Origin of the sequence: Microbacterium sp. EST19A, assembly GCF_019969685.1 — a bacterium.
GTDB lineage: Bacteria > Actinomycetota > Actinomycetes > Actinomycetales > Microbacteriaceae > Microbacterium.
Genome location: NZ_JAHXYZ010000002.1, coordinates 1,127,260 through 1,143,480, shown reverse-complemented (window position 1 = coordinate 1,143,480; position 16,221 = coordinate 1,127,260). Strand labels below are relative to the sequence as shown.

Below are 16,221 nucleotides of genomic sequence, written 5' to 3'. Positions count from 1 at the left end.
TGTTTATTAAATAAACAGAAGTAGGATGATCGCATGACCGAGAACGAGCCTCCGGAGCTCCCGCGGGGCATCGCGCTCGCCTGGGGGGTCGCCGCCGATCCGCAGCGCGGACCCAAACGCGAGATGAGCGTCGAGAAGATCGTCGATGCCGCGGTCGAGCTGGCGGATGCCGAGGGCATCGGCGCCGTGTCGATGGCTGCGGTCGCCGCGAAGCTGGGCTTCACGCCGATGTCGCTCTATCGGTATGTGAGTGCCAAGGACGACCTGCTGCTGCTGATGCAGGAGCAGGCGACCGGACTCCCTCCGGACAGCCACCGGGAGATCGACGGGTGGCGGGAGCAGCTGCTCGCCCTGTACGAGGAGCAGGTGCTCCTGTATCTGCGGCATCCGTGGATGCTCTCCCTGCCGATCAACGGCTCGCCGATCACTCCGAACAGCTCCGCATGGCTCGACGCCTCACTGGCGTCCCTCGAGTCGACGCCGCTCACCGCCGACGAGCGGATGGCGGTCGCGCTCGCCGTGACCGGCGACGCCCGCTGGTGCGGGATCGTGCAGGCCGGCTACACCGCGCAGTCCCGCAGCTCCGGGCTCACGCCGGATGAGGTCGCCGTGCGCGAGGCCACTCTCTACGACCGAGTGATCAGCGCGGACGAGTTCCCGGCTCTTCGTCGCGCCATCGAAGAGGACGTGTTCCTCTCGCCGGCGGATCCGTTCCGGTTCGGCGTCGAGCGCGTGCTCGACGGCGTCGCGGCGTACATCGCCTCGCTCGGTCGCGACGTACCGCGCGCCGGTTCGGAGGAATGGGTCGCCCTCGATCCGGCCGAGCTCGCCGGCGACCGCCGACTCCGCGAGGCACAGAAGGCCGTCCGCGAGGCGGAGAAGGCTCTGCGAGCCGCGCGGAAGCTCGAACGGCAGACCCTCCGCGACGCGGGGGAGCGGCTGGCCAAGGCGAACAGGTCCGCCTGATCGGGCCGGAGGATCGCCGGACCTTGCGATGATGTGGGGATGACGACAGAGTTCCGCGCCCACTTCGACTTCGCCATCGCCTTCGCGAACGGCGGCAGCATCCACGGCGAGGGATTCCGCCTCGATCTGCCGCGCGAGCACATGACGGCCGACGAGATCGGCGTGCTGCTCGTCGCACATCTCGGGCTGGCGCTCGTCAGCGACGTCGAGCTCCGCGACCTCCGGATCGTCGAGGAGCAGCACCGCGGCAGTCGCGGCGTCGAGACCGCCGAACGGGCTCCCGGCGCGACGCAGATCATCGACCTCAGCCACCCGATCGAAGCCGGCCTGGTGACCTATCCCGGGCTTCCGGCGCCGACCATCACGCCCCACCTCACCCGCGAGGACTCCCGCGGGAAGTATGCGCCGGGCACCGAGTTCGCGATGGACATCATCACGATGATCGGCAACACCGGCACCTACATCGACTCGCCCTTCCACCGCTATGCGGAGGGCGGGGATCTCGCGTCGCTCGACCTGCGCAGCCTCGTCGACCTGCCCGCCGAGGTGTTCCACCTGCGCGACTCGTGGGACGACGAACGGCGCGGCATCGGTGCGACGACGCTCGCCGACCGCGAACTGCGAGGGGCGGCCGTGCTCCTCGACACCGGATGGGATCGGCATTTCGGCACCCCGGAGTACGGGGTCGGCTCCCCGTTCCTCACCGAGGACGGCGCCCGGTTCCTCGTCGACGCGGGAGTGGTCCTCGTGGGGATAGACGCGCTGAACATCGACGACACCGAGAGCGGAGGAGAGCGCCCGGCACACAGCATCCTGCTCGCCGCCGGCGTGCATGTGGTCGAGCATCTGACCGGCCTCGACGCGGTGCCGGCTCGTGGCGCACGATTCACCGCCGCGCCTCCCGCGGTGCGCGGCTTCGGCACGTTCCCCGTTCGCGCGTTCGCGACGGTCGCTGCGTCTCATTGATCACACGAGCCACATGGGTTTACAGGCGTCCCACCTACCCCATAGAGTGTGCACATCGAGAAAGGGGTACGTGGGATGCCCGAAGTACCTGACGTCCGGTTCCTCACAGTGGCCGAGGTCGCCGAGCTCATGCGCGTGTCGAAGATGACCGTGTACCGGCTCGTCCACGCAGGCGAACTGCCTGCGATCCGATTCGGCCGCAGCTATCGCGTCCCCGAGTCGGCCGTCGCCGAGGCCCTGCAACGCCCTATCGCCGACGTCGGCTGATATCCGGCAGAGGAGGAAGTCGTGGATGTCAGCACGTTCTACGCCCTCTTCTCCACCACGTGCTTCACGCTCACCGGCCTGTGGTGGAACGTCGTCCGCGCTCGCCGCGACTGGACATCGAACCCCGCGATGCGCCGCACGATCGGCGGCATCTATCTCTCCTTCCTGCTGCCGGCCCTGATGGGTCTGTTCGCGCAGGTCGGGGGCACGGAGAACCCGATCCTGTGGCGCCTGTCGTTCGTCGTGGTCGCGATCGTCGGCGGGGCCTCGATGGTGCGCCTGGTCTCGCAGGCCTGGCGCGATGGGACTCCGATCGCGATCCGGTGGACGCAGATCGGGACCGTCGTCGTCTACGTCGCGATCGCGGTGATCGGCGTCGCCCCGCAGCTCGTCATGCCGCTGGGACTCACCGGCATCCAGGTCGAGGCCCTGCTCCTGATCGCTCTGGTCGCCCTCGGGCATGCGCTGGTGTGGCGATTCCTGGTGACGGAGAACGTCGAGGAGTGAGACGGCACGGACAGCCTGCTCGGGTTTGCTAGACTGATCCGAGGCATTTTTTCGTGCCCGTTACCCGGGCGTCCGATTTGCGCGACGCCCAGCCGCTGACTTAGTGAGGTTTCCGTGGGTTCTGTCATCAAGAAGCGCCGCAAGCGCATGGCGAAGAAGAAGCACCGCAAGCTGCTTCGTAAGACTCGCCACCAGCGCCGCAACAAGAAGTAAGCGGCCAGACACGAGCGCCTGTCTTCGGACGGGCGCTTTGTGTCTCTGCCCGCATCTCCGCATCTCGAGAGGACGTCATGAAGTCGATCACCGTCAACGAACTCGCCGAGCGCTCCGGCACGCCGCTCATCGACGTGCGCGAGGTCGATGAGTTCGCCGCAGGGCATGTTCCCGGTGCGGTGAACATCCCGATGTCCGAGATCGGCAACCGTCTCGAAGAGTTGCCGAGCGAGGCGTTCGACGTGATCTGCCAGGCCGGCGGCCGCTCCGCGCGGGTCGTCGAGGCACTCGAGGGGCGCGGCTACGACGCGACCAACGTCGAGGGCGGCACGGGCGAGTGGATCGCCCAGGGCCGCGAGGTCGAGGTGCCGTCGGCGTGACGACGCTGACCCTCATCGGCAAGCCGGACTGCCATCTCTGCGATGTCGCCTCCGAGGTGATCGACGCCGTCGTCGCCGAACTGCCGGATGCCGCGGCGGAGCAGATCGAGATCGTCGAAGCCTCGATCAAGGATGATCCGGCTCTGTACGAGCTGTGGTGGGAGAAGATCCCGGTCGTGCTGATCGACGGGGAACTCCACGCGCACTGGCGGGTCTCGCCCGATCGGCTGCGCGCCGCCCTCGAGGAATCCGTCCGATCCGTCGCTCTGAGCGACCAGAAGGAGCTGTCGTGACCGTCCGCCATGTCGTGAGCTGGAAGCTCGCCGCCGAAGATGCCGCAGAGCGGGCCGCGCAGGCCTCCGAGGTGGCCCGTCGCCTGAACGCGCTCGACGGTGTCGTGCCGCAGCTGCTGTCGATCTCGGCCGGAGCGAACATGGCCTATCCCGATGCGAACTGGGACGTCACTCTCGTCGCCGACTTCGCGTCGATCGCGGCGCTCGAGGAGTACCAGGTGCACCCCGCGCACGAGGAGGTCGTCGCCTACGTGCGCTCGGTCGTCTCCGGCCGCGTCGCCGTCGACTTCGAGGTCTGAGCCGCAACCCGCACGTCACAATCGGTCATACTTGCAACACAAATGTGATCCGCTGAAGCCCTCTCCCGGCAGTCCGGGTCCTGAGCCGCATGTTTAGATGATCACCTACCCGTCCGTGGGCATCATCGCCCTCGTCTCACTGGAGCCGACATGCACCGTCGTAACATCGTCGCCGGCCTCGCCCTCGTCGCGACCGCCACCCTCGCCCTTGCCGGCTGCGCCACGGGCGCGGGAGATTCCGGAACAGGCGAGCCCGCAGCGGGCGACGAGTACGGACTGGTCGAGGCCGGAACGCTCACGGTCTGCTCCGACATCCCCTACGCTCCCTTCGAGTTCGAAGGCGGCGACAACGGCACCGGCTACACCGGGTTCGACATCGACCTGCTCGACGCGGTCGCGAAGAAGCTCGACCTGAAGCTGTCGGTGCAGGACGTCGGCTTCGACGCGCTGCAGTCCGGCACCACCCTGGCCGCCGGCACGTGCGACATCGGCGCGTCGGCCATGACCATCACCGATGAGCGCAAGGCGAACATCGACTTCTCCGACCCGTACTACGACTCGCTGCAGTCGCTGCTGGTCCGCACCGACTCGGGCATCGAGTCGATCGACGACCTCTCCGGCAAGAACGTCGGCGTGCAGCAGGGAACGACCGGCGAATCGTACGCGACGGCGAACGCGACGGGCGCCGAGCTCGTGCAGTACCCGTCGGACGGCGAGCTGTGGCCGGCCATGCAGGCCGGTCAGATCGACGCGATCCTGCAGGACCAGCCGGTGAACCTCGAGCACGAGAAGGCCGACTCCGCCTACAAGATCGTCGAGACGTACAACACCGACGAGTCCTACGGCTTCGCTTTCGCGAAGGGTGAGAAGGACGAACTGCTGGAGGCCGTCAACGGAGCGCTGAAGGAGCTGCGTGACAGCGGCGACTACCAGACGATCTACGACAACTACTTCACCGCGAAGTAATCGGCAGGCACGGTAGGTCGGGAGGACCTTGACAATGGCGTTGAGGCGTACAACCAAGAGCAAGCTGTATCGGTACATCGTCTATGCGGTGCTGATCGCCATCGTCGTCTGGGCGGCGGTCAGCACCGACTGGGCGAAGATCGGCCCGCTGTTCTTCAACCCCGAGATCGCGATCAAGATGTTCCCGGGGATCATCACGACCGCCCTCGTGAACACCCTGTGGTTCACCGCCGTCGCGTTCGTCGCCGGTCTGCTGCTCGGCGTCGTGCTGGCGCTGCTGAAGCTGTCGAGCATCGGACCGTTCCGCTGGATCGCGACGGCCTGGATCGAGTTGTTCCGCGGGCTTCCCGCGATCCTCACGATCTTCGGCGTCGCGTTCATCCTGCCGATCGCACTCGGCATCTCGGGCCGCGACCTGGGCGGACCGGTCGTCCTCGGTCTGGTCGGTCTCATCCTCGTGGCTTCGGCCTACATGGCCGAGACCATCCGTGCCGGCATCCAGGCGGTTCCGAAGGGGCAGACGGAAGCGGCTCGTTCGCTCGGCATGTCTCCCATGAAGACCACGTTCTGGATCATCGTTCCGCAGGGCTTCCGTATCATCATCCCGCCGCTGACCAATGAGTTCGTGCTGCTGCTGAAGGACACCTCGCTGCTCTTCGTCGCCGGCACGTTCATCTGGTCGAAGGAGCTCACGAACTTCGCCCGCGACGCGGCGACGCAGAACACCAACGCGACGCCGCTGATCATGGCGGCGATCCTGTACCTGATCGTGACGATCCCCCTCACGCGCTTCAGCGCGTATCTGGAACGACGGATGGCGAAGCAGCGATGATCACCGACCTGATTGATGTCCACGCGCCGGCGATCGACCTGCAGGGGCTGGAGAAGAGCTTCGGCGACAACAAGGTGCTCAAGGGCATCGACCTCACCGTCACCGCCGGCGAGGTCGTGTGCGTGATCGGCCCCTCCGGGTCGGGCAAGTCGACGCTCCTGCGCTCGGTGAACCTGCTCGAGGAGCCGACGGGCGGCAAGGTGCTGATCGAGGGCATCGACATCACCGATCCCGATGTCGACATCGACCGCGTGCGCACGCGCATCGGCATGGTCTTCCAGAGCTTCAACCTGTTCCCGCATCTCGACGTGATGGGCAACCTCATGGTCGCCCAGCAGCGTGTGAAGAAGCGCTCGAAGGCCGAGGCGCAGAAGGTCGCGCTCGCGATGCTCGCCCGCGTCGGCCTCGCGGAGAAGGCGGATGCCTACCCCGGGCACCTCTCGGGCGGACAGCAGCAGCGCGTGGCGATCGCCCGGGCGCTCTGCATGAACCCCGACATGATGCTGTTCGACGAGCCCACATCGGCGCTCGACCCCGAGCTCGTCGGCGAGGTGCTGCAGGTCATGCGCTCTCTCGCGGACGAGGGGATGACGATGCTCGTCGTCACGCATGAGATGGGCTTCGCCCGTGAGGTCGGCTCGCGCCTGATCTTCATGGACGGCGGATACATCGTCGAAGAGGGCGATCCGCGCGAGGTCATCGGGAACCCGCAGCATCAGCGCACGAAGGACTTCCTGTCCCGCGTGCTGTAGCCCGCGCCCGCTCCCCGCTGAGACCCCGCTTTCGCGTCGAGACCCCCTGCTGCAGGCGTCTGCAGCAGGGGGTCTCGGCGATAGATGGGGGTGTCGGGATCAGCGCTCGACGACCTCGGCGTCCGCGGCATTGCGGCGCACCGACTCGATTCCGGCGAGTGCGCCGGCCTTCGAGGAGTAGCCCTCGCTGCTGGCGATGACCTCGCCGTTGCTCGCCTTCAGGTTGAACCGGTGCTCGCCGGACTTGTCGGTGTACAGCTCGAACGTGCCTGCCATGAGGCGTCCTTTCTCTGTCGGGTCGAGGAGTCTCGCCCCTCAGGACTCACGCTAGCCCGACCCCCATATCTGGGGGAAGAGCGACCTCGATCGCGCCGGTGCACGGGGTATCGGCCCTCCGGTCGCAGTTGATGCCGTGCAGATCCTCACCGTGCGGCACGAACTGCGACCGGAAGTGAACGAAGCGGCACGAACTGCGACCGGAAGGGACGGGACGCAGGCAATCGCGTCCGCCGGCCTCAGCCGCGCGGGTGCACGGCCACGGGCTCGGGCGCGACCGCGATGCGCACACGGTCGCCGAAGGCGGGGTGGATGCCGGGGGAGTGCTGCACCCGGACGAGTTCGCCCGACTCGGTCCGCACCAGCGTTCGCCGCATGCTGCCGAGGAACGTGCTCTCCTCGACCAGTGCGTCGGTCGCGGCATCCGCTTCCGAGGCGAAGAAGACGTTCTCGGGTCGGAGGTATACATCGACGGGGCCGTCGGCGGGCGTCTGCAGCGGGAGGGCCTGCCCCCACACCATGACGTGATCGCCCTCGGCGACGCCCGAGACGACACTCGAGAGTCCGACGAACGCTGCGACGCCGGCCGTCGAGGGCGTGGTGTAGAGCTGCTCCGGGGATCCGATCTGCTCGATGGTCCCTGCGTTCATCACCGCGATCCGGTCAGAGACGGCGAGGGCCTCCTCCTGGTCGTGCGTCACGAACACGGTGGTGATGCCGAGGCGCAGCTGGATCCGGCGGATCTCGTCGCGCAGCTGCACGCGCACCTTCGCGTCGAGGGCCGAAAGGGGCTCGTCGAGCAGCAGCACCTTGGGCTCCGTGACGAGAGCGCGCGCGAGCGCGACGCGCTGTTGCTGACCGCCCGAGAGCTGGTGCGGGAAGCGGTCGGCGAAGTCCCCGAGCCCGACGAGCGCGAGGGCGTCGAGGGAGCGCTTCGCGGCATCCGCCTTTCCCGCTCCGCGTCGCCGCAGCCCGAACGCCGTGTTGTCGAGAACGCGCAGGTGCGGGAACAGCGAGTACGACTGGAAGACCATGCCGATGTCGCGCTTGTTCGTCGGCACGCGCGAGACGTCGGAGCCGCCCAGCAGAACGGCGCCGCTGTCGAGGCCCTCGAGACCGGCGAGCACGCGCAGGAGCGTCGTCTTGCCGCAGCCCGACGGGCCGAGGAGTGACACGAACTCCCCGGGCGCGATGTCGAGGTCGACGCCGTGCAGCACCGTGTTGCCCGAATAGCTCTTCACGATCCCCTGCAGCTCGACGCGGGTGCCTTCGCCGGCCTCGGCGAGCAGCACGTTGTCCTTGGTACGAGGGAGGGCGTGGTCGAGGGTCATGAGCGGGCCTTTCCGGTGCCGCGGGCGACGCGGCCGATGACGAGGAGCAGGAGGAAGGCGAACACGAGCGCCAACAGGGTGAAGATCGCCGGAGCGTACGGGTCCTGCTTCTGGACGACGACCATGGCGGTCTGGAACACCTGACGGTTCAGGAGCGAGGCGATCGTGAACTCGCCGAGCACCACCGCGATGGAGATGAGCGACGCGGCGAGCAGTCCCTGGCGGATGTTCGGCGCGAGCACCTTGAGCACGACGGTCGGCCAGCTCGCTCCGAGGGATCGGGCTGCCTCGGCGAGCGTCTTCAGGTCGGCCGCGTCGATCGATGCCTGGATGGAGCGGAACGCGAACGGCAGGACGGTGATCCCGTAAGCGAAGGCGAGCGTCCAGGTGCCGGTGCCGAGGGCGCGACCGATCTGCAGGTAGATCGGCGCGAGGCCGACGACGAGCACGATCGCGGGGATCGAGATGGGCAGCAGCACCGCGAACTCGAATGCCGGCTTGAGGTTCGGGAACCGCAGGTTCACCAGGATCATCGTCGGTGCCAACAGGAAGAGCACGATCACGACCGTGACGACCGCGAGGATCAGCGAGTTGCCGAGCCCGGTCCAGATCGGCTTGATCGCGGCCGATGCGGCGGGGTCGAACAGCGCCGTCCAGTGCGTGAGCGACATGCCGCCGGCCGGGTCGCGCAGCGTGAAGAGGAATGTCGACACCAGAGGGATCGCGAAGAAGGCGCCGACCAGGATGCCGATGATCCAGCGGGTCGCGAGGGAAGGGCCGAGACGGTTCACGACTGCCACCTCGCCGCTCGGCGCTGGATGAGGGAGTACAGGGCCATGACGACTCCGACGATGACGATCATGCCGAGCGCGAGCGCTCCGGCGAGGTTCTCGCGCCCGAGCACCGTCTCGCTGGTGAGCGCGGTGCGGATCTGCAGCGGCACGATCTGCGAACCCTGGCTGGCGAGAGCCGCCGCGGTCGCGTACGACGAGAACGCGTTGGCGAACAGCAGCAGCAGGCTGGCGAGGAACGAGGGGGCGAGCACCGGGATGCCGATGCGCAGCCAGAAGCTCGCGCGGGTGCCGCCGAGTGTGAGGTTGGCCTCGGACCACTGCGGCTTGAGCGCGGCGAGTGCGGGCATGAACGTGATCACCATCAGCGGGATCTGGAAGTAGATGTACGGCAGGATCAGACCCGGCAGCTCATACAGCCAGGTGCCGTTCGCGTAGATGTCGAGCCCGAAGGAGTCCTGGAGGAAGAGCTTGAGAACGCCCTGGATGCCGATCGTCGCGATGAAGGCGAACGCCAGCATGACCCCGCCGAACTGGGCGAGCACGCCGGCCGCGGCATCCACCATCGAGCGCACCGCGCCCTCCGGGTTCATGCCGAGCAGGGCGTAGCAGACGAGGGCGCCGACGAGCGCGCCGACGACCGCGGTGAGGAGCGAGAGGCCGGCGGAGTTGGCGAACGTGGTCAGGACGACCGGGTCACCGAGTGCCGAGATGTTGTTCCAGGTGAAGCTGCCGTCCTCCGCGAAGAAGCCCGAGCCGATCGCGAGGACGGTCGGGACCGCCAGGAACAGCACGACGTAGGCCGCGAAGGGGGCGAGCCCCAACCAGGCCCACGACGGCGCGGACCGCCGGGCCCCCGCATCATGCGAGGACCCGGTGCCCGTCTCCCGTGTGGTGGTCGCGGGGACGGATGCCGCAGCATCCGTCCCCGCGGGGGTGAGAGTCGTCACTGGACGGCCGCTGCCCACTTCTCGCCGAGCAGCGTGCCGGCGTTCGCCGACTGCTCCTCGGTCGGGACGACCGTCTCGGACGGCACCTCGGGAAGAGCTGCGGCGAGGTCGGCGTCGATCGTGCCGGCATCCGTCATGGCCTCCATGCGCGCCGGGCGTGCGCCGCCCTTGAGCCACAGGTTCTGCACCTCGTCGCTGTAGAGGAACTCCTGCCACAGGCGAGCCGCGGCAGGGTTCGGGGCGTCCTTGTTGATGGCCTGGTTGTAGTAGCCGGCGTAGCCGGTGCCGTCGAGGACGACGACCTTCCAGTTCTCGTTGTCGGCCGTGTGCGAGGCGTTCAGGTAGTCCCAGTCGAAGACGACCGGGGTCTCGCCGCTCGCGACGGTCGCCGTGGTCACGTCGACCTTGAGCAAGTTGCCCGCCTTGTGCAGCTCCGAGAAGAAGTCGATGCCGGGCTGGACGTCGTCGAGCGTGCCGTCGGACTGGACCGTCGCGAGACCCACGGCGGCGAACGCCGCACCAGCCTGCGTCGGGTCGCCGTTGATCGCGACGGCCCCCTTGTAGTCGGCGCTCTTCAGGTCGTCGAGCGACTCGGGGGCGTCGAATTTGGAGGAGTCGTAGCCGATCGACATGTATCCGCCGTAGTCGCCGACGAAGAGGCCCGTCGACTCCTTGAGGGCGTCGGGGATGTCGTCCCAGGTCTCGACCTTGTACGGAGCGAAGACATCGGTGTTCTGCAGCGCGACGGTGAGGCCGAGGTCGAACACGTCGGGAGCGGTGTCCAGTCCCTGGTTCGTCTCAGCGGCCTGGATCTCCTCGGCGCTCGAGACGTCGGGGGAGGCCTCGTTGATCGTGATCTCGGGGTACTTCTCGGCGAACAGATCGAGGATCTCGCCGTAGTTCGCCCAGTCGCGGGGAAGAGCGATGACGTTGAGCTGGCCCTCGGCCTTGGCCGCGGCCTCGAGGTCGGCGAACGTGCCGAAGTCGGCGACGGACGTCGCGGATGCCGCGTCGACGTCGGAGTCTCCGCCGCCGGCCGTGGCGTCGGCCGCGCCGGAGCAGGCGGTGAGCGCGAGTACGGCCGTGGTGGCCAGGGCGATGCCGGCGCCGATGCGCGCGCGGCGGATGTTGCGAGCCATGTGATTCCTCTCGGGTGACCGGCGATCGCCGGTTCGGGTGCGAGAGGACACTATGGGCGCGGAGTTACCGGTCGGAGCGGCCCGGGTGAACGCGGGATGTCCGGGTGATGGCGTATCCGGATGCCGGTGGCGTCAGTCCTGCGGGACCGCGTACTTGAAGCCCTTGTGCGAGCCGACGTAGCCGAGGTGCTCGTAGAAGCGGTGCGCGTCGACGCGGCTCGCGTCCGAGGTGAGCTGCACCATGGCGGCGCCGAGGGCGGGCGCGGCGCTGTCGGAGACCCAGCGCATGAGCGCGGAGCCGACGCCGGAGGAGCGCAGGTCGCTGCGCACCCGCACAGCCTCGACCAGCAGTCGTCGTGCGCCCCGCCGCGACATGCCGGGGATCGAGGTGAGCTGCAGGGTGCCGACGATCTCATCGCCGAGCTCGACCACGAGCAGATCGTTCGAGGAGTCGGCGAGGATCTCGACGAGTCCTGCCCTGTAGGCGGGGCGGTCTTCGTCGGATGCCACGTCGCCGCGGGCAGCGCTGATCGCGTCATCGGCGAGCAGGGCGATGACGGCATCCGTGTCTTCGATCGTCGCCCGGCGCAGCACGCCGGCTCCGATGCGGGACTCGATCGGCTGGGGCAGGGCGAGGGCGTCGAGCATGCGTTCAGTCTGACATCCTGAGGGGATGGACATCGGCGCACTCCTCGGGCTCGAACAGCTCACCTGGGGAATGCTGATCCTCATCGTCGTGGCGGCCTTCGCGGCCGGTTGGATCGACGCCGTCGTGGGCGGCGGCGGACTGCTGCAGCTCCCGGCACTCCTGCTGATCCCGGGCGTCGCGCCCATCCAGGCGCTCGCGACCAACAAGCTCGCCTCGGTCTTCGGCACCGCGACGAGCAGCGTCACCTACTACCGGCGGGCGAAACCCGACATCCGCACGGCGATCCCCATGGCGGTGATCGCGCTCGCCGGCTCCTTCGGCGGAGCGGCCGTCGCGACGATCCTGCCGCCGTCCGCCTTCAAGCCCATCATCGTGGTCGCCCTGCTGGCCGTCGCGCTCTTCACCGCGTTCAAGCCGCAGATGGGCGCGGCGACGCAGCTGCGCTTCCAGGGGCACAAGCACCACATCATGGCGGGCGCCGCGGGGCTCGCGATCGGCTTCTACGACGGCATGATCGGGCCGGGCACAGGCACCTTCCTCGTGATCACGCTCGTGGCGCTGCTCGGCTACGACTTCCTGCAGGCGAGCGCGAAAGCCAAGATCGTCAACCTCGCCACGAACCTCGGCGCGCTGCTGCTGTTCATCCCGCACGGCTCGGTGCTCTGGCTGCTGGGCGGCATCCTCGCCGTCGCGAACGTCGGCGGAAGCTACCTCGGCTCACGGATGGCGATCGCCCGTGGCACGACCTTCATCCGCGTGGTGTTCCTCGTCGTCGTGATCGGCCTGATCGCGAAGCTCGGGTTCGATGTCTGGAACGAGAACATCGCGCCGGCGCTCGCCGCGATCGCCTGAGCGCCCCGGCAGGCTTTGTACGCCTCGCGAGGACGGAATCGCGGCATCCGTCCTTCCGAAGCGCACATGCCCTTCGCAGGCGCGCACACGAAGAGACCCCGTGCTGCCAGGGCAGCACGGGGTCTCGAGAGCGAGGGACGCGGCTGCTCAGGCGTCGTCGTCTTCCGGCTCGAAGTCGACGCCGGCCTCGGCGCGCTGTGCGGGAGTGATCGGCGCGGGTGCCGCGGTCAGCGGGTCGAAGCCGTTGCCGGACTTCGGGAACGCGATGACCTCGCGGATCGACTCGGTCTTCGACAGGTGCTGCAGCACGCGGTCCATGCCGAGCGCGATGCCGCCGTGGGGCGGGGCGCCGAACTTGAACGCGTCCAGCAGGAAGCCGAACTGCTCGTCGGCCTGCTCGTCGCTGATGCCCATGACCTCGAACACGCGCTTCTGCACGTCTTCGCGGTGGATGCGGATCGAGCCGCCGCCGAGCTCCGAGCCGTTGCACACGATGTCGTACGCATAGGCCAGAGCCGAGCCGGGGTCGGTGTCGAACGTGTCGGCGAACTCGGGCTTCGGGCCGGTGAACGCGTGGTGCACGGCGGTCCACGCTCCGGCGCCGACGGCGACGTCGCCCGAGGCCACGGCATCCGCCGCAGGCTCGAACATCGGGGCGTCGACGACCCAGGTTAACGCGAACTCGTCGGGGTTCAGGTAGCCGAGGCGACGGCCGATCTCGACACGGGCCGCGCCGAGAAGCGCACGGCTCTCCTTGGTCGAACCGGCGGCGAAGAACACGCAGTCACCGGGCTCGGCGCCGACGAAGGCCGCGAGACCCGCCTGCTCGTCCTCGGAGAGGTTCTTCGCGGCGGGGCCGCCGAGCGAGCCGTCCTCGTTGAAGAGCACGTAGGCGAGACCGCGGGCGCCGCGCTGCTTGGCCCAGTCCTGCCACGCATCGAGCTGCTTGCGGGGCTGGCTCGCGCCACCCGGCATCCGCACGGCGCCGACATACTCGGCCTGGAACACGCGGAACGGCGTCTCCGCGAAGTACTCGGTCGCCTCGACGAGCTCGAGACCGAACCGCAGGTCGGGCTTGTCGGAGCCGTACTTGGCCATCGCCTCGGCGTAGGTCATGCGCGGCAGCGGGGTCGAGACCTCGACGCCGATGGTCTTCCACATCGCGACGACGAGCGACTCCATCAGCGTGATGACGTCTTCCTGGTCGACGAAGCTCATCTCGATGTCGAGCTGCGTGAACTCCGGCTGACGGTCGGCGCGGAAGTCCTCATCGCGGTAGCAGCGCGCGATCTGGAAGTACTTCTCGACACCGCCGACCATGAGCAGCTGCTTGAACAGCTGCGGCGACTGGGGCAGCGCGTACCAGCTGCCGGGGCTCAGTCGCGCCGGCACGAGGAAGTCACGGGCGCCCTCGGGCGTCGACCGCGTGAGCGTCGGCGTCTCGACCTCGGTGAAGTCCTCGGCGTGCAGCACGTCGCGGATCGCCTTGTACACGTTCGAGCGCAGGCGCAGGTTCGAGGCCTGGGCCGGACGCCGCAGGTCGAGGTAGCGGTACTTGAGGCGCGCCTCTTCTCCCACGGTCTCGGTGTCGGCGAGTGCGGTCGACACCTGGAACGGCAGGGGAGCGGACTCGTTCAGCACCTCGACGTCGCTCGCGATGAGCTCGATCTCTCCGGTCGGCAGGTTCGGGTTCGCGTTGCCCTCAGGGCGCTGCGAGACCTCGCCGGTGACCTTCAGCACGAACTCGTTCCGCAGCGGGTGGGCGATCTCCTCGTCGCGGATGACGACCTGGGCGATGCCCGACGCATCCCGCAGATCGATGAAAGCGACTCCTCCGTGGTCACGACGGCGATCGACCCAACCCGTGAGGGTGACGGTCTGACCGATGTGCTCGGCTCGCAACGAGCCTGCCGAGTGGGTGCGAAGCACGGAGGATTCCTTCTGATCTGGGGAATGGTGAACCCGCCCAGTCTACGTGGGCGGGCGGAGGGTCCCCGGCGCCGTTCCCCGCGCCGGCACCGATCGTCAGTATGATCGCCACGACAGAAAGGGCCCACTCCATGGACTCCAACGGCATCTCCGACCTCTACGCACAGATCTTCTCCGGCACCACCGGCGTGATCTCTCTGATCTTCTACGTCGTCGTCGTCATCGGCCTGTGGAAGGTGTTCACGAAGGCGGGCCACCCGGGCATCCTCGCGATCATCCCGATCGTGAACGTCATCTTCCTCGTGCGCATCGCCGGGCTCTCCGGCTGGTGGTCGCTGCTGTACCTGATCCCGATCGTGAACATCGTCTTCGGCATCATCGTCGCCATCAAGCTCGGCGAACGGTTCGGCAAGGGCGGTATCTTCTCGTTCTTCCTGCTGTTCGTGTTCCCCTACATCGGCTACCTGATCCTCGGTTTCGGCGAGTCGCGCTACAGCAAGGCCTGAGATGGCGGCTTCGCGACTGCACCTCGTCCGTCACGGCGAGGTGCACAACCCGCGCCGGGTGCTCTACGGGCGGCTCCCGGACTATCACCTGAGCACGGCGGGGCGCGCGATGGCGCAGGCCGCGGCCGACCACGTCGCCGCGCTCGAGCGAGCGGTCGTGGAGCTGTACTCGTCGCCGCTCGAGCGCGCGCAGGAGTCCGCCGAGCCGTTCGCCGCGCGGTTCGACCAGGTGCCCGAGATCGACATCCGCCTGATCGAGCCGACCAACGTGTTCGAGGGCACGCAGATGCGCCGCTCGCTGATGAACCCCCTGAATTGGTGGCACCTGCGTCAGCCGGCCCTGCCGAGCTGGGGCGAGCCGTACGCGTCGATCGCCGAGCGGATGCTGGGCATCATGGACGAGGCGTGGGATGCCGCGGACGGCGGCGACGTCGTGATGGTCTCGCATCAGGCGCCGATCTGGATCACGCACCTGCGCGTGGCCGGCCTTCCGCTGCGCCATGATCCGCGGACCCGTCGGTGCGCGCTGTCGAGCGTGACCTCGTTCGAGCGCGTCGGCGACGTGTGGCGCGAGGTGGCGTACGCCGAGCCCGCGGCGACCGGCGGTGCGGTCGACGTCGGCGCCGTCTGAGCGGGTCCATGGGGCGGATCCCGTCCACCCCATGCATAGGAACCCGCACGTAAACTGAGAATCGTGCCACTCGCCTCGACGGTCCGTCCGATCCGCAGCGGCCGCCCCTCCCGCAGCAGGCTTCCGCGCCGCGCGGTCGGAGCCGCGCTCGCCGCGGTGTTCGCCATCGGTCTGAGCGCCTGCGCTCCCGATCCGGTCAGCGAGTCCTTCCTCTCCGGCGAGAACACGGGCTACGTCGCGGCCGACGGGGCGATCGTCGAGATCCCCGAGGCTGATCGCGGTGAGCCGGTGGACTTCGGCGGCGTCACCGAGTCGGGCGACAAGCTCGACAGCGCCGACCTCGAGGGTCAGGTCACCGTCGTCAACTTCTGGTACGCCGGTTGCGCGCCGTGCCGCGTGGAAGCGGCCGACCTCGAGAGCGTCTGGAAGGACTTCGAGGGCGAGGGCGTCTCGTTCGTCGGCATCAACACCCGCGACCAGGCCGACACGGCCACAGCCTTCGCCGACGAGTTCGGCATCACCTACCCGAGCCTGATCGACGTCGACACTGCGCAGGCCAAGCTCGCGTTCGCCGAGGTCACCCCGATCGCGGCCACACCGACCACCCTGGTCCTCGACAAGCAGGGCCGCGTCGCCGCCCGCATCATCGGTCCGATCGACGGCACCTCGATCCTCTCCACGCTCGTCAAGGACGCGCTCGCGGAGTCCTCGTGATCACCACGGGAA

At 68.2% G+C, this 16,221-nt stretch carries 22 protein-coding genes; 15 read left to right on the top strand and 7 right to left on the bottom strand.

What is annotated here, in order from left to right:
• The first annotated feature begins 33 nt into the window (after nucleotides 1–33).
• The 11 genes from LC452_RS15525 (at nucleotide 34) to LC452_RS15475 (ending at nucleotide 6,441) form a co-directional block, all read left to right on the top strand.
• Nucleotides 34–966 (top strand): TetR/AcrR family transcriptional regulator, encoded by a 933-nt coding sequence (locus LC452_RS15525; RefSeq protein WP_223626883.1) that lies wholly within the window; start codon nucleotides 34–36, stop codon nucleotides 964–966.
• Between the two features lie 39 nt (nucleotides 967–1,005).
• The gene (locus tag LC452_RS15520; protein ID WP_223626881.1) at nucleotides 1,006–1,932 is read left to right on the top strand and encodes a cyclase family protein; all 927 of its coding nucleotides are present in this window, start codon (nucleotides 1,006–1,008) and stop codon (nucleotides 1,930–1,932) included.
• 75 nt (nucleotides 1,933–2,007) lie between these two features.
• Nucleotides 2,008–2,199 carry a helix-turn-helix domain-containing protein gene (locus LC452_RS15515; protein ID WP_211541255.1) on the top strand — a complete coding sequence of 64 codons (192 nt, stop codon included), beginning with the start codon at nucleotides 2,008–2,010 and terminating at the stop codon, nucleotides 2,197–2,199.
• Between the two features lie 21 nt (nucleotides 2,200–2,220).
• The gene (locus tag LC452_RS15510) at nucleotides 2,221–2,706 is read left to right on the top strand and encodes a hypothetical protein (protein ID WP_223626877.1); all 486 of its coding nucleotides are present in this window, start codon (nucleotides 2,221–2,223) and stop codon (nucleotides 2,704–2,706) included.
• A 114-nt stretch (nucleotides 2,707–2,820) separates the two neighbouring features.
• Nucleotides 2,821–2,919 carry a 30S ribosomal protein bS22 gene (locus LC452_RS15505; RefSeq protein WP_003792170.1) on the top strand — a complete coding sequence of 33 codons (99 nt, stop codon included), beginning with the start codon at nucleotides 2,821–2,823 and terminating at the stop codon, nucleotides 2,917–2,919.
• Between the two features lie 77 nt (nucleotides 2,920–2,996).
• Nucleotides 2,997–3,299, top strand: coding sequence for a rhodanese-like domain-containing protein (locus LC452_RS15500; protein WP_136057082.1), 303 nt, complete (start codon nucleotides 2,997–2,999; stop codon nucleotides 3,297–3,299).
• The gene (locus LC452_RS15495) at nucleotides 3,296–3,592 is read left to right on the top strand and encodes a glutaredoxin family protein (RefSeq protein WP_223626875.1); all 297 of its coding nucleotides are present in this window, start codon (nucleotides 3,296–3,298) and stop codon (nucleotides 3,590–3,592) included. The genes LC452_RS15500 and LC452_RS15495 overlap by 4 nt, the downstream gene beginning before the upstream one ends.
• The gene (locus LC452_RS15490; RefSeq protein ID WP_223626873.1) at nucleotides 3,589–3,891 is read left to right on the top strand and encodes a Dabb family protein; all 303 of its coding nucleotides are present in this window, start codon (nucleotides 3,589–3,591) and stop codon (nucleotides 3,889–3,891) included. Before LC452_RS15495 ends, LC452_RS15490 begins: the two co-directional genes overlap by 4 nt.
• A gap of 150 nt (nucleotides 3,892–4,041) precedes the next feature.
• Nucleotides 4,042–4,857 (top strand): basic amino acid ABC transporter substrate-binding protein, encoded by an 816-nt coding sequence (locus LC452_RS15485; RefSeq protein ID WP_223626871.1) that lies wholly within the window; start codon nucleotides 4,042–4,044, stop codon nucleotides 4,855–4,857.
• A 34-nt stretch (nucleotides 4,858–4,891) separates the two neighbouring features.
• Nucleotides 4,892–5,689 carry an amino acid ABC transporter permease gene (locus LC452_RS15480; protein ID WP_223626870.1) on the top strand — a complete coding sequence of 266 codons (798 nt, stop codon included), beginning with the start codon at nucleotides 4,892–4,894 and terminating at the stop codon, nucleotides 5,687–5,689.
• On the top strand, nucleotides 5,686–6,441 hold the full coding sequence (locus tag LC452_RS15475) for an amino acid ABC transporter ATP-binding protein (protein ID WP_223626868.1): 756 nt from the start codon (nucleotides 5,686–5,688) through the stop codon (nucleotides 6,439–6,441). Before LC452_RS15480 ends, LC452_RS15475 begins: the two co-directional genes overlap by 4 nt.
• 99 nt (nucleotides 6,442–6,540) lie before the next feature.
• On the opposite strand, the gene LC452_RS15470 is transcribed toward LC452_RS15475, so the two are convergent.
• The 6 genes from LC452_RS15470 to LC452_RS15445 all read right to left on the bottom strand — a co-directional run bounded on the left by LC452_RS15470 (nucleotide 6,541) and on the right by LC452_RS15445 (nucleotide 11,576).
• Nucleotides 6,541–6,717 (bottom strand): YegP family protein, encoded by a 177-nt coding sequence (locus LC452_RS15470; protein WP_223626866.1) that lies wholly within the window; start codon nucleotides 6,715–6,717, stop codon nucleotides 6,541–6,543.
• A gap of 239 nt (nucleotides 6,718–6,956) precedes the next feature.
• Nucleotides 6,957–8,048, bottom strand: a complete 1,092-nt coding sequence (locus tag LC452_RS15465; RefSeq protein ID WP_223626864.1) for an ABC transporter ATP-binding protein — start codon at nucleotides 8,046–8,048, stop codon at nucleotides 6,957–6,959.
• Nucleotides 8,045–8,839, bottom strand: a complete 795-nt coding sequence (locus LC452_RS15460; RefSeq protein ID WP_223626862.1) for an ABC transporter permease — start codon at nucleotides 8,837–8,839, stop codon at nucleotides 8,045–8,047. Before LC452_RS15460 ends, LC452_RS15465 begins: the two co-directional genes overlap by 4 nt.
• On the bottom strand, nucleotides 8,836–9,789 hold the full coding sequence (locus LC452_RS15455; protein WP_223626860.1) for an ABC transporter permease subunit: 954 nt from the start codon (nucleotides 9,787–9,789) through the stop codon (nucleotides 8,836–8,838). Before LC452_RS15455 ends, LC452_RS15460 begins: the two co-directional genes overlap by 4 nt.
• Nucleotides 9,786–10,928, bottom strand: coding sequence for an ABC transporter substrate-binding protein (locus tag LC452_RS15450; protein ID WP_223626859.1), 1,143 nt, complete (start codon nucleotides 10,926–10,928; stop codon nucleotides 9,786–9,788). The genes LC452_RS15455 and LC452_RS15450 overlap by 4 nt, the downstream gene beginning before the upstream one ends.
• A 132-nt stretch (nucleotides 10,929–11,060) precedes the next feature.
• Nucleotides 11,061–11,576, bottom strand: coding sequence for a GNAT family N-acetyltransferase (locus tag LC452_RS15445; RefSeq protein ID WP_223626857.1), 516 nt, complete (start codon nucleotides 11,574–11,576; stop codon nucleotides 11,061–11,063).
• A gap of 25 nt (nucleotides 11,577–11,601) precedes the next feature.
• Here LC452_RS15445 and LC452_RS15440 point away from each other — a divergent pair, with 25 nt between their 5' ends.
• On the top strand, nucleotides 11,602–12,429 hold the full coding sequence (locus LC452_RS15440) for a TSUP family transporter (RefSeq protein WP_223626855.1): 828 nt from the start codon (nucleotides 11,602–11,604) through the stop codon (nucleotides 12,427–12,429).
• Nucleotides 12,430–12,576: 147 nt separating this feature from the next.
• Here the strand turns inward: LC452_RS15440 and aspS are convergent, their stop codons facing one another.
• A complete protein-coding gene (gene aspS, locus LC452_RS15435; RefSeq protein WP_223626853.1) occupies nucleotides 12,577–14,358 on the bottom strand; it encodes an aspartate--tRNA ligase in 1,782 nt (593 codons plus the stop codon).
• Nucleotides 14,359–14,489: 131 nt separating this feature from the next.
• Here aspS and LC452_RS15430 point away from each other — a divergent pair, with 131 nt between their 5' ends.
• From LC452_RS15430 to LC452_RS15420, 3 genes are all read left to right on the top strand, one after another.
• On the top strand, nucleotides 14,490–14,864 hold the full coding sequence (locus LC452_RS15430; protein ID WP_223626851.1) for a DUF5684 domain-containing protein: 375 nt from the start codon (nucleotides 14,490–14,492) through the stop codon (nucleotides 14,862–14,864).
• A 1-nt stretch (nucleotide 14,865) separates the two neighbouring features.
• Nucleotides 14,866–15,495, top strand: coding sequence for a histidine phosphatase family protein (locus LC452_RS15425; protein WP_223626849.1), 630 nt, complete (start codon nucleotides 14,866–14,868; stop codon nucleotides 15,493–15,495).
• Nucleotides 15,496–15,558: 63 nt separating this feature from the next.
• Nucleotides 15,559–16,209, top strand: coding sequence for a TlpA disulfide reductase family protein (locus LC452_RS15420; protein ID WP_223626848.1), 651 nt, complete (start codon nucleotides 15,559–15,561; stop codon nucleotides 16,207–16,209).
• Nucleotides 16,210–16,221 lie beyond the last annotated feature (12 nt).